This window comes from Clostridium sp. 7_2_43FAA (assembly GCF_000158375.2).
In the GTDB taxonomy this organism is placed as follows: domain Bacteria; phylum Bacillota; class Clostridia; order Clostridiales; family Clostridiaceae; genus Clostridium; species Clostridium tertium.
In genome coordinates, this window is sequence record NZ_JH815223.1 from 247,219 (window position 1) to 259,873 (window position 12,655).

Genomic DNA, 12,655 nt, shown 5'->3' on the forward strand with positions numbered 1-12,655 from the left:
CAGCTCTATTTAAGGGTTGCAATTTTATTTTAAATACTTTTATTATTGTAAAAAACTAGTATAATAATAAATATGCTAATAGCAATTAGGAGGCTGCATAATATGTTTTTAATTGTTGGATTAGGAAATCCAGGTAAAGAATACGATGGAACTAGACATAATATAGGTTTTGAGGCTATAGACTATATTTCAAACAAGTATAATATAGATATAAATAGGACAAAATTTAAAGGAGTATATGGGGAGGGATTCATAAATAATAATAAGGTTATTTTATTGAAACCAACAACTTATATGAATTTAAGTGGAGAAAGTATACGAGAGGTTATAAATTTTTATAAATTAGAAAATGATGAAGTTATAGTTATATATGATGACATTAGTTTAGAAGTTGGAAAACTTAGAATTAGAGAAAAAGGAAGTGCTGGTGGACATAATGGTATCAAGAGTATAATAGCTAATATAGGCACAGATATTTTTCCAAGAGTTAAAATAGGCGTAGGACAACCTACAAGTGATTTAGTTTCTCATGTTTTAGGGAGATTTAATAAGGAAGATATGGATAGTTTGATAGAAGTTATAGATGCTTCCTCAAAGGCAGTAGAAGTTATAATAAAAGACGGAACAAAAGAAGCGATGAATAGATTTAATGGGTTTAAAACATCAAAAAAAGAATAGATTAAGGACGGTGTATATTAATGAGATTAAAGGGGGTACTACAACCTTTAAGAGATGACTCTACTTTCAATGAAATAATAACTAGTATTAATAATAAAAGGTACCCGATTAATATAAATGGATTATCGGATTCAGGAAAAAGCTATGGGGTTTTTGAAATATATGAAAGTATAGATTCACCTATGATAATACTTACTCATAGTGATATGGAAGCGAAGAATATATATGAAGATTTAAGTTTTTATACAAATGATATTTATTATTTTCCTGCAAAAGAGGTAGTTTTTTATAATATAGATGCTATTTCGGGAGATTTGAGATGGGCAAGACTAAAGGTAATAAAAGAAATTTTAGATAATAAAAATAAGATAATAGTAACATCAATCGATACCTTAACATCAGTATATACTCCTAAGGAATTATTTAGGGAATATACATTTAAATTAAGTGTAGATGATGATGTTAATTTTAAAGATTTATCTAAAAAACTATTAGAAAGTGGTTATGAAAGGGTAGAGGCTGTAGAAGGAAAGGGAGAATTTTCTTTAAGAGGAGGAATTCTTGATGTATTTCCACCAATAGCTACTTATCCATATAGAATAGAGCTTTTTGGAGATTCAATAGAGTCTATACGAACTTTTAATAAAGAATCACAAAGAAGTATTGAAAAGGTTGATAATATAGAGATATTCCCAGCCAAAGAGATTATATTAAATGAAGAAGCATTAAATAGAGGAAAAGAAGCTATTTTAAAAGAATTCCAAGAAATTAAAAGTAAAGCTAAAGGAAATGATGAAAGAATACAAAAGTTGGAATCGATTATAAGTGCGAACATAGAATCTTTAACAGAAACTTTAACATTTGAAACTTTAGATAGTTATTTACCTTATTTCTATGATAAGACAGATAGCTTTTTTAGCTATGTAAAAGATTATATGTATGTAATTGATGACGTTAAAAAATGTGAAGGTAAACTAGAAAGCTGTTATTTTGAATTTAGTGAAAATTATGAAGCTTTTTTACAAAGAGGAGGAATTTTACCATCTCAAAGTAAGCTTTTATTAAATAAAGATGATTTAATTGAAAAATTAGAATCTCAAAAATCAATAACTTTAGATGTATTTGCTATTAATAGTAAAATTTTAAATCCTATAGAAAGATATTCATTTAATGCATCAACTCTAAATAGTTATCAAGGTCAATTAGATTTGTTAATAGATGATATTAAAGAGAAAAAGTCAAAGGGATATAAGACGATAATATTATCCGGAACAAGGACTAGGGGAGAAAGACTTGTAAATACATTAAGAGATAGGAAAATTGAAAGTTCTTACAGAGAGGATATAAAATCAATAGAGTTTGGAGAGGTTGTTATTACCTTCGGAAATCTATTAAAAGGTTTTGAGTATCCTGATTTAAAACTGTGTGTAATATCAGATAAAGATGTTTTTGGAGAAGCTAAAAGAAAAATATCTAAAAAGGCTAGTTCAAGAAAAGGTATAGGAAAAATAAAAAGCTTTGCAGAGCTTAAGCTTGGAGATTATGTTGTTCATGCTAATCATGGAGTTGGGGTTTATAAAGGAATAAAGCAAATAGAAGTTGGTGGACATACAAGAGATTATTTAGATATTGTTTATGATAAAGGTGATAAATTATATGTCCCTGTTGATCAGTTAGATTTAGTTCAAAAGTATATAGGAAGTGAAGGTAAAACTCCTAAGGTAAATAAACTTGGAAGTAATGAATGGAATAAAGCAAAAGCAAAAGTTAAAAAATCTATAAATGAGATAGCGGAAGATTTGGTTAAGCTTTATGCTACAAGGGCTACTTTAAAGGGATATAAATTTAGAAAAGATACAGAGTGGCAAAAACAGTTTGAAGATGAATTTCCATTTGAGGAAACACCAGATCAATTAACATCTCTAGAAGAAATTAAGCATGACATGGAAACTGATAAGCCTATGGATAGACTTCTATGCGGTGATGTTGGGTATGGAAAAACAGAGGTTGCTATTAGAGCAGCATTTAAAGCTGTTATGGATGGTAAGCAAGTAGCATTCCTAGTACCTACAACTATACTGGCAGAACAACATTATAAAAATATGACAAAGAGATTTTCAGATTTTCCAGTAAAAATAGATATGATAAGTAGATTTAGAAGTGCAAAAGAGCAAAAAGCAACACTTCAAGCTGTAAAAGAAGGTAATGTAGATATATTGATAGGAACTCATAGACTAGTTTCTAAGGATATTGTTTTTAAGGATTTAGGACTTCTAATAATAGATGAGGAGCAAAGATTTGGGGTTGCTCAAAAAGAAAAAATAAAAGGATTAAAGAAAAATGTTGATGTATTAACTTTAAGTGCAACACCAATCCCAAGAACCCTTCATATGTCATTAACAGGAGCAAGGGATATATCTGTAATAGAGACACCACCAGAAGAGAGATATCCAATACAAACTTATGTTGTAGAGCAAAATGATCAACTTGTAAGAGATGCGATATTAAGAGAAGTGAATAGAAGTGGTCAAGTTTATTATGTCTATAATAGAGTTGAAAGTATAGAGGGGATGGCTAAATACATCAGGGAATTAGTTCCTGAGTGTAAAGTTGGAATTATACATGGACAAATGACTGAAAGACAACTTGAAAAAGAAATGGTAAGCTTTATGAATAAAGATTATGATATATTAGTATGCACAACAATTATAGAAACGGGAATAGATATACCAAATGTTAATACTATGATAATTCACGATTCAGATAAAATGGGATTATCACAACTTTATCAATTAAGAGGTAGAGTTGGAAGGTCAAATAGAATAGCATATGCTTACTTTATGTACACTAAAGATAAAATATTAACAGAGGTAGCTGAAAAAAGGCTAAAGGCCCTTAAAGATTTCACAGAGCTTGGATCAGGATTTAAGATAGCTATGAGAGATTTAGAAATAAGAGGAGCTGGAAATATGATGGGTTCAGCTCAACATGGACACATGGCTGCAATAGGATATGATTTATATTGTAGAATGCTGGAGGATACAATAAAAATTATTAAAGGTGAGATAGAGAAGGAACCTATTGAAACTACAGTAGATATAAAGGTAGACGCATATATACCAGGAACTTATATTGAAGATGAAATTCAAAAAATAGAAATATACAAGAAAATTGCTGCTATTGATGGATTAGAAGATTATATGGATATTAAATCTGAACTTGAAGATAGATATTCAGAAATTCCAGATCCTGTTTATAATTTAATGGATATAGCTTATATAAAGAGTAAGGCTAAACTTATTTCAATTGAAGAAATAAAGGAAACACCAAAGGAAGTTAAGTTTATATTTGCGGATGGAATTAAGAATTTAAATAGCATATATAAATATCTGTTGGAGAATTATAAGGATAAAGTATTTTTAATGTTTGGAGAAAAACCATACTTTGCAGTGAGAAGTTCAGAGATAAAGAAAGAAACTATATTAGGATTTTATAAGGAAATATTAGAAAATTTAACAAAAAATATGTAAAGTTATTTATATAAATTGAATAAATGACACAATATTGATATACTAGTCATGTATAATGGTATTGAAACAAATTAAAAGAGAAGTGAGGGAACTTAAGTGATTAAAATTAAGAAAATTATAGCTGCAGGAGCTTTAAGTATATTTGCTTTTTCAGCAGTTGGATGTGAAATGATACAAAAAACACCAGAAGCAATAAAGAATACTGTTTTAGCAAAGGTTGGAGATGTAAAAATAACTAAGGGAGAAGTAGATGAAATAGCTGATCCATATTTACAACAATATGGAAGTGATTATGATACTAATCCTAATATGGCAGAACAGGTAAAAGCTTTAAGAACTCAAGCAATAAATTTATTAGTTGAAGAAAAAATGATGCTTAAAAAGGCAGAAGAATTAGGAGTAACTCCAACCAAAGAAGAGGTTGATTCTGAAGTTCAAAAGTATATAGAAAGTCTTAAAGAAAGCTATGGCGGAGATGAGCAATTTAATGCAGCTCTTGAGCAAGCTGGAATGACTTTAGATGAATATACAACTAAGCTTACAGAAAGCATGAAAAATAAATTAGCAACAGAAAAAGTAACAGAAGATTTATTTAAAGATGTTAATATAACTGATGAAGATATAAAAGCATATTATGAAGAAAATAAAGATAGTTTTGGTGAAGCTAATGCTGAACATATAGTGGTAAGTGATGAAGCTAAGGCAAAAGAGATCAGAGAAAGAATTATAAATGGAGAAGATTTTGCTACAGTGGCAAAAGAGTCTTCAGAAGAACCAGCTGCAGCAGAAAGTGGCGGTAATTTAGGCGTAATTAAGTTTAACACAACAGAATATGACCAAGATTTTGTAGCAGGATTAAAAGCCCTTAAAGAGGGAGAAATATCAGAACCAGTAAAAAGCCAATTTGGTTATCATATAATTAGAGCAACTAAAGTTAAACAAGGAACTTTTGATGAAGTTAAGGATTCTATAAAGACTACATTAGAAAATCAAAAGAAAAATGAAATTTATTCAAGTTCTATTGAGCAATGGAAAAAGGATTATAATGTAAAAATATACGAAGATAGACTTTAGAAAAAATAATTAAGATATAATAAATTAAAGGGATCAGTTTAGTTAAACTGATCCCTTTGTTTATTTACAATACTTATTTTTAGATTTAGTTTTACAGTTAAAACGTTAGAAGTATTCTATTATTTTATAAATTTTGGTTATATGTGTATAAAATTTCTAAGAAGTCAAATAATAATATTGCAACTAATTATTATTAATAAAAGGAGGTAGCTCATAAGAATGAAGGCAACAGGAATTGTTAGACGTATTGATGACTTAGGTAGAGTTGTTATACCAAAAGAGATAAGAAGAACATTAAGAATTAGAGAAGGGGATCCATTAGAGATTTTCACTGATAGAGAAGGCGGGGTTATTTTAAAGAAGTATTCACCAATTGGAGAGTTAACAGACTTCTCAAAAGAATATGCCGAAAGCTTGCAACAAGCAATTGGACATATTGTTTTAATTGCAGATAAAGATGCATTTATATCAGTAAGTGGAGCTCCAAAAAGAGACTACATGGAGAGAAAAGTTAGTGTAGAATTAGAAAAAGTAATGGAGGATAGAAGAGCTGTTCTTATAACAGAACAAAATAAGACTATTCCATTACATAATGATGAAGAAACAGGAAAATACGCTAGTCAAGTAATATCTCCAATAATAGCTGAAGGGGATGCAATTGGAGCAGTTATTATATTATCAAAGGAATCAGGAGAAAAGTTAGGAGAACTTGAATTGAAGTTATCTGAAACAGCTTCAGCTTTCTTAGGTAAACAAATGGAACAATAAAATAAATATTTTATTAAATATAAAGTAATAAATAAAATAAAGTAATAATACCTCTAAACTTACAATACAAATTTACTAGAACTATTTTGAGTTTGGAGGTATTTTATGAAGAAACAATCACTACTTAAAGCAAGTATAGTACTTGGAGTAGCAGGAATGGTAGCAAAGTTTTTAGGGTTATTCTTTAGATGGCCGCTAATAATGCTTATAGGTGACGAAGGTGTTGGATATTATCAAATGTCATATCCTTTATATATGTTTTTCGTTGCTATGGCGTCAGGAGTACCAGTAGCTATTTCGAAAATGATATCAGAAAAAAAGGCAAAGGGCGATATACAGGGAATATTTGAGGTTGTAAAAGAATCAACAATTTTAATGATGTTCTTAGGTGTTGGTACAACCCTTATATTGTTCTTTTTTGCTAAACCTATTATAAAATTTGTTCAGTGGGACATGAAATCATATTATGCTTTACTTGGAATATCCTTTGCACCATTTGTAATATCTATAATGACTATATATAGGGGATTTTTTCAAGGGTTGCAAAATATGACTCCATCAGGAGTATCACAAATACTTGAGCAGATAGGAAGGGTAATAATAGGAGTTGGACTTGCTATATTATTTTTACCTAGAGGAATAGAATATGCAGCAGGAGGAGCTGCTTTTGGTGCAGCTGCCGGAGGTGTAATAGGAGCAACATATCTTCGTGAAAAATATAAAAAAGTAAAAAAACAAATGTGGAATAAAAGAGTTAAGAGTAATCCAGAAGTATTAACTTCTATATTAAAGATTGCTTTACCAATTTCAGTAGGAACAACGGTAGGTACTATAATGAGCTTAATTGATTCGATATTAGTTCCACAAAAGCTTTTGCAAGCTGGATTAACATCAGAGAGTGCAACTATTTTATATGCTCAATTAACAGGCAAGGCAAATGTAATAACTAATATTCCATTGACATTATCTATGGCAGTAGGAACTTCACTTATTCCTATAATAGCAGAAAATTATATAATGAATAAAAGAAAAGATTTAGCGTCAAAAGTTCAATTGTCGATAAAGTTATCTATGTTAATAGCTATGCCGTGTACTTTAGGATTATTCTTTCTTGCAGGACCAATAATGAAACTTATATTTCCCGGGAAATGGGACGGTATATTAATACTTAAATATTTATCTTTATCAGTTCCTTTCATAATAATAACTCAGACAACTACATCAATTATGCAAGGTATAGGTCATTATATTAGACCTATAATAAACCTATTTATAGGATGCATCATAAAGATTATTTTAACATTTGTGCTAGTGCCTATGGCAAATATAAATATTTATGGTGCTGTAATAGCTAGTATATCGGCTTATTTAGTATCAACAATATTAAACTTAATTTCACTGAAGAAGAGATTAAAATTAAAGCTAGATATATATCAAACAGCTATAAAACCAATTATTGCAGCTTTTATCATGATGTTTGGAGTGTTATCAGCATATTTATATTTATTTAATAAGACAGGTAGTAATGGTTCTGCTTGCTTAATAGCTATATTTTTGGGTATTATTATATATATGGCATTAATACTAATACTAAAGGTATTTAGCATAGACGAAATAAAAAATAGAATTGTAAAAAATTAATGAGTGAGGAGAGAACCTAATGATAAAGATAATAGGTTTAGGACCAGGAGCACCGGAAGCTTTAACTATAGGAGCTGTTAAGGCTTTAGAAGAAGGAAAGAATATTTATTTTAGAACAGAGAAGCATCCTACTGTTGATTATTTAAAAGGAAAAATTAAAGAATTCAAGACATATGACCATTATTATGAAACGTCTGAAAGTTTTGACGAGGTTTACAATAATATTGCAAAAGATATACTAAACAAGTATAAAGATGAAAAAGAGATAATATATGCAGTTCCAGGACATCCTTTAGTTGCAGAAAAATCAGTTTTTAATCTTATGAGTTTATGCGATGAAAAGGGAATAAGATATGAAATACTTCCAGCTGTAAGTTTTATCGATGCTATGATGGATGTATTGAAGATTGATCCAATAGAAGGATTAAAAGTTATAGATGCATTTGATATGAAAAATCAAATTTTAGATAAAAGAATAGGGACTATAATAACTCAAGTGTATAATCCTTTAATAGCTTCAGAAGTTAAGCTTAGATTGCTTGAATATTATAACGATGAAACCGAAATATATTATGTTAGAGCAGCGGGAATCGTTTCGGAAGAATCTATAAGAAAAATACCTATATATGAGCTCGATATGCAAGAAGATATAGATTATCTGACATCTATATATATACCTAAAGATATGAATAATAAAAAAGATTTTAATGATTTAGTTGAGATAATAGATACTTTAAGAGGAGAAAATGGTTGCCCATGGGATATGGAACAAACTCATGAGAGTATTAAAAATCAACTTTTAGAAGAAGCTTATGAAGTTATAGATAGCATAAATAATGATGATATAGATGGAATGATAGAAGAATTAGGAGACGTCTTATTGCATGTAGTTTTCCATGCTTCACTGGGTAAAGAGGATGGATATTTTAATATTTATGATATACTTGAATCTATATGTAACAAAATGATTTATAGACATCCGCATGTATTTGGTGAAGGAGAAGTTAATAATAGTGGAGAAGTTCTTGAAAATTGGGAAGAGCTTAAAAAGAAAGAAAAGAGTTTTAATACAGTTGCAGAAGAAATGAATGCAATAGCTAAGGCTTTACCATCTTTAATTAGAGCACATAAGGTTCAAAAAAAGGCAGCTAAAGTAGGTTTTGACTGGGATGATATTGAAGATACAGCTTTAAAAGTACAAGAAGAATTAAAAGAGGTATTAGATGTATATAAATCCAATAATAAGGAAAAAATAAAAGATGAAGTAGGAGACTTAATATTTGCATGTGTTAATGTAGCCAGAAAATTAAATATTGATGAAGAAGAAGCGGTAAATTCAACTATACAAAAATTTATAAGAAGATTTTCTTTTATAGAAGAAGAAGCTTTAAAATCCAACAAAAATTTGAATGAAATGACATTAAAGGAGATGGATTTGTTATGGGAACAAGCAAAAAACAAAGAATTTAATGAAGAAAAGAAGGATTTATAAAGTTTTTGAAGAATAATATATAAAGGTTTATACTATACTATAAATAACTTATTGTAATAAATAGCTTTTATAACAAAAAATTGATAATGTTATAGACTAGCACCAAAAGACGATATATAATAAGAGAATGTAGTTATAGTACATATTAACAGAAATAGTTAACTACTAAAATATATAACGGGTTATTTAAGGAGGATGTAATTGTGAATAAAGCAGAATTAATCACTAGCATGTCAGAAAAAAGTAAATTAACTAAGAAGGATGCTGAATTAGCTTTAAAATCATTTATAGAAAGCGTTGAAGAAGCGTTAGAAAAAGGTGAAAAAGTTCAATTAGTAGGATTCGGAACTTTCGAAACAAGAGAAAGAGCTGCAAGAGAAGGAAGAAATCCTAGAACTAAAGAAACTATAAACATTCCAGCTTCAACAGTTCCAGTATTTAAAGCTGGTAAAGAATTCAAGGAAAAAGTTAATAAGTAGTATATTTAGAACCCGAGTATTTTCTCGGGTTCTTTTAATAATACAAACAATAATAAGAGTTATAAGGAGAGTTATTATGAGATTAGATAAATATCTTAAAGTTTCTAGAATAATAAAAAGAAGGACAGTTGCTAAAGAAGTTTGTGAAGGAGGAAGAGTTTCCATTAATGATAAGGCTGCTAAAGCATCAACAGTTGTAAAAGAAGGCGATATAATAGAAATTCAATTTGCAAATAGATCATTAAAAGCAAGAATAATTAATATAGTTGAGCATGTAAAAAAGGAAAATGCAAAAGAAATGTATGAGATATTAGAAGGAGAGGAAGATAAAGAATAAAAACAATAACTTCTTCATATATTTTTATAAAGAATATGTGGAGGAGATAAGATGGAAAAGAGAAATGAAAATAAGTTAGAAGAGCCAAGGGGTAATATAACTTTAGAGAATAGAAAAAGATTAACGCTTACAGGGGTAGAAGAGGTTATAAGTTTTGATGATGAAAAAATATTATTAAATACAAAGTTAGGGTTTTTAACTATCAAGGGATCAGAATTAAAGATGAATAAATTAGATGTGCAAAATGGTGATGTCATAATTATAGGGAATATATCTTCCATAGTATATAGTAGTAAAGAAGTTAAAAAAGAAAAAGAAAATATAATTTCTAAGTTATTTAAATAGGGGTAAGTATGCCGTTATCAATAGATGTCCAATTTGACATAGTTATGTATTCCATTATTTCGGGAATATTGATAGGAATTATGTTTGACCTATATAACATAATAAGAGGAGTGAAAATACCCAAGATAATAATCATAATAGAAGATATATTATTTTGGATATTAACTGCTATTATAGTATTTGCTTTTTTACTATACGCCAATTATGCCTTCTTAGGACCATATGTATATATATTCATGATAGTAACCTTGATTATTTATTTAAAATTAATAAGCCCTACAATTTTAAAGTTAGAGAGATATATGATAGATAAAACTGGTAAATTTATAAGAATATTTTTGAAAAATCTAATTTATCCTATAAAACTTATATATTATAATATTTGCGGAAAAAAATAGATTCAAAGTAGTAACATAAAAAAAATAGCTTGAATAAAATATGTATAGTGTTTAAAATGTATTATATAATATATTTTAAAGAGGGTGAGAGCAATTAAAAAGCAAGTAACTCTTAAAAGATTAATTATAGTTTTTATTTTTGCAATTTTCGTATTTAATTACATTAAACAGGAAATTACAATGAAAAGAATCCAGGAGGATATTGTTATTAGCCAAAAGGAACTAGAAGAGCTTAAAGATAAAAATAGTAAGTTAGAGGCAGATTTGAAAAAAGTTGATTCTAATGAATATATTGAAAAGCTTGCAAGAGATAGGCTAGGAATGATAAAAGAGGGCGAAAAAGTTGTAAATCCTAAAACGCAAAACTAAAGAATATGTTTTAAAACTACAAAAAAAGGTTATTATTATAATAACATATATTATTTAATTTTTAAGGAGGAATCTTTGTAACATGACCTTAATGGCAGGAAACATATTAGAGGGTACAGTGGTTAATATAACTAGTTTTGGAGCTTTCGTAGAGATAGAAGGTAAAACAGGGTTAGTTCATATTTCAGAAGTAGCAGATTCATTCGTTAAGGATATTAGACAACATCTTAATGAACAAGATAAGGTTAAGGTAAAAGTAATATCAATTGACGATAATGGCAAGATAAGTTTATCAATTAAGCAAGCAAATGTTCAAAAAAAATCAGTAAAACCTATAGAAATAGATTGGTCTTCAGAAAATAAAAAGTCTGGGGGAAACTCAGGAAACTTTGAAGATATAATGTCAAGATTCTTAAAGGATAGCGAAGAAAGAATGCAGGATGTAAAAAAGAATCAAGATTTTAAAGCTAAAAGCGGAAGAAGAAGCTTCTAGTTTTATAAATAAAGACATCATATAAATTTAATATATAAATCTATATAAAGGGCTGATTGCATGATGCATATCAGCCCTTTATAATTTTAATAACATAATGTTACTAGAAAAAAATTAAAAAATATGTTGACACTATAGAAAACATAATATATAATTAATTTTGTCGCTGAGGGGCGACAGTAAAAACATGCTGAAGTGGCGGAACAGGCAGACGCACAGGACTTAAAATCCTGCGGTAGCGATACCGTACCGGTTCGATTCCGGTCTTCAGCACCAAGCTAAATTCAACTTATAATATCGCGGGGTGGAGCAGTTGGCAGCTCGTCGGGCTCATAACCCGAAGGTCGTAGGTTCAAGTCCTGCCCCCGCAACCATAAGATGGCGGAATAGCTCAGCTGGCTAGAGCACTCGGTTCATACCCGAGGTGTCGTAGGTTCAAGTCCTATTTCCGCTACCATACACGCTGAAGTGGCGGAACAGGCAGACGCACAGGACTTAAAATCCTGCGGTAGCGATACCGTACCGGTTCGATTCCGGTCTTCAGCACCAAGTTGAATTTAGCTTATAATATCGCGGGGTGGAGCAGTTGGCAGCTCGTCGGGCTCATAACCCGAAGGTCGTAGGTTCAAGTCCTGCCCCCGCAACCATAAAATGGCGGAATAGCTCAGCTGGCTAGAGCACTCGGTTCATACCCGAGGTGTCGTAGGTTCAAGTCCTATTTCCGCTACCATACACGCTGAAGTGGCGGAACAGGCAGACGCACAGGACTTAAAATCCTGCGGTAGCGATACCGTACCGGTTCGATTCCGGTCTTCAGCACCAAAAGTACTTAAGATTTCTTAAGTACTTTTTTGTTTTATAAATTTTTGTTTAAATAAAGAGTGGTGTAGATTAAAAAGATTAGTAGTATTTTTGTTATATAAATTTTCATTAATTTATATAATAGGGGTAAGGTTAACTATTAAAATTAATAACATAAATTATATGATAGATAAAAATAAAAAATTACTATGTTGCAAAAAAAATGTTCTTCATAAAGTTTGTTATAGTG

General features: G+C 29.7%; 12 protein-coding genes and 7 tRNA genes. All 19 read left to right on the plus strand.

The features are described from left to right. The first annotated feature begins 102 nt into the window (after window positions 1-102). The 19 genes from pth to CSBG_RS17530 all read left to right on the plus strand — a co-directional run bounded on the left by pth (window position 103) and on the right by CSBG_RS17530 (window position 12,426). Complete coding sequence (gene pth, locus CSBG_RS17440; protein WP_008681639.1) at window positions 103-678, plus strand: aminoacyl-tRNA hydrolase; 576 nt, start codon at window positions 103-105, stop codon at window positions 676-678. 20 nt (window positions 679-698) lie between these two features. Further along, window positions 699-4,208, plus strand: coding sequence for a transcription-repair coupling factor (mfd, locus tag CSBG_RS17445; RefSeq protein WP_008681641.1), 3,510 nt, complete (start codon window positions 699-701; stop codon window positions 4,206-4,208). 96 nt (window positions 4,209-4,304) lie between these two features. After that, window positions 4,305-5,282: a peptidylprolyl isomerase gene (locus CSBG_RS17450; protein WP_008681643.1), complete on the plus strand. Its 978-nt coding sequence runs from the start codon at window positions 4,305-4,307 to the stop codon at window positions 5,280-5,282. A gap of 219 nt (window positions 5,283-5,501) precedes the next feature. Further along, complete coding sequence (gene spoVT / locus CSBG_RS17455; protein ID WP_008681645.1) at window positions 5,502-6,050, plus strand: stage V sporulation protein T; 549 nt, start codon at window positions 5,502-5,504, stop codon at window positions 6,048-6,050. A gap of 105 nt (window positions 6,051-6,155) precedes the next feature. Then, window positions 6,156-7,691 (plus strand): polysaccharide biosynthesis protein, encoded by a 1,536-nt coding sequence (locus tag CSBG_RS17460; protein ID WP_008681647.1) that lies wholly within the window; start codon window positions 6,156-6,158, stop codon window positions 7,689-7,691. Between the two features lie 19 nt (window positions 7,692-7,710). Then, on the plus strand, window positions 7,711-9,183 hold the full coding sequence (mazG, locus tag CSBG_RS17465; RefSeq protein ID WP_008681648.1) for a nucleoside triphosphate pyrophosphohydrolase: 1,473 nt from the start codon (window positions 7,711-7,713) through the stop codon (window positions 9,181-9,183). Between the two features lie 203 nt (window positions 9,184-9,386). After that, window positions 9,387-9,662 (plus strand): HU family DNA-binding protein, encoded by a 276-nt coding sequence (locus tag CSBG_RS17470; protein WP_008681650.1) that lies wholly within the window; start codon window positions 9,387-9,389, stop codon window positions 9,660-9,662. Window positions 9,663-9,738: 76 nt separating this feature from the next. After that, window positions 9,739-9,999, plus strand: a complete 261-nt coding sequence (locus CSBG_RS17475; RefSeq protein ID WP_008681652.1) for an RNA-binding S4 domain-containing protein — start codon at window positions 9,739-9,741, stop codon at window positions 9,997-9,999. Between the two features lie 51 nt (window positions 10,000-10,050). Next, window positions 10,051-10,344 (plus strand): sporulation protein YabP, encoded by a 294-nt coding sequence (gene yabP / locus CSBG_RS17480; protein ID WP_008681654.1) that lies wholly within the window; start codon window positions 10,051-10,053, stop codon window positions 10,342-10,344. Window positions 10,345-10,352: 8 nt separating this feature from the next. Continuing rightward, window positions 10,353-10,742: a spore cortex biosynthesis protein YabQ gene (gene yabQ / locus CSBG_RS17485; protein WP_008681656.1), complete on the plus strand. Its 390-nt coding sequence runs from the start codon at window positions 10,353-10,355 to the stop codon at window positions 10,740-10,742. A gap of 84 nt (window positions 10,743-10,826) precedes the next feature. Further along, a complete protein-coding gene (locus CSBG_RS17490; RefSeq protein ID WP_311315505.1) occupies window positions 10,827-11,111 on the plus strand; it encodes a septum formation initiator family protein in 285 nt (94 codons plus the stop codon). Between the two features lie 82 nt (window positions 11,112-11,193). Next, window positions 11,194-11,604 carry a S1 domain-containing RNA-binding protein gene (locus CSBG_RS17495; RefSeq protein ID WP_008681660.1) on the plus strand — a complete coding sequence of 137 codons (411 nt, stop codon included), beginning with the start codon at window positions 11,194-11,196 and terminating at the stop codon, window positions 11,602-11,604. 189 nt (window positions 11,605-11,793) lie between these two features. Then, window positions 11,794-11,880: transfer RNA gene (locus CSBG_RS17500), tRNA-Leu, on the plus strand. A 22-nt stretch (window positions 11,881-11,902) separates the two neighbouring features. Next, window positions 11,903-11,978, plus strand: a tRNA-Met gene (locus tag CSBG_RS17505). A gap of 6 nt (window positions 11,979-11,984) precedes the next feature. Beyond that, window positions 11,985-12,061: transfer RNA gene (locus CSBG_RS17510), tRNA-Met, on the plus strand. Between the two features lie 5 nt (window positions 12,062-12,066). Continuing rightward, window positions 12,067-12,153: transfer RNA gene (locus CSBG_RS17515), tRNA-Leu, on the plus strand. Between the two features lie 22 nt (window positions 12,154-12,175). Beyond that, window positions 12,176-12,251: transfer RNA gene (locus CSBG_RS17520), tRNA-Met, on the plus strand. A gap of 6 nt (window positions 12,252-12,257) precedes the next feature. Continuing rightward, window positions 12,258-12,334: transfer RNA gene (locus tag CSBG_RS17525), tRNA-Met, on the plus strand. A gap of 5 nt (window positions 12,335-12,339) precedes the next feature. Beyond that, window positions 12,340-12,426 (plus strand) — tRNA-Leu (locus tag CSBG_RS17530). Window positions 12,427-12,655: the final 229 nt, after the last annotated feature.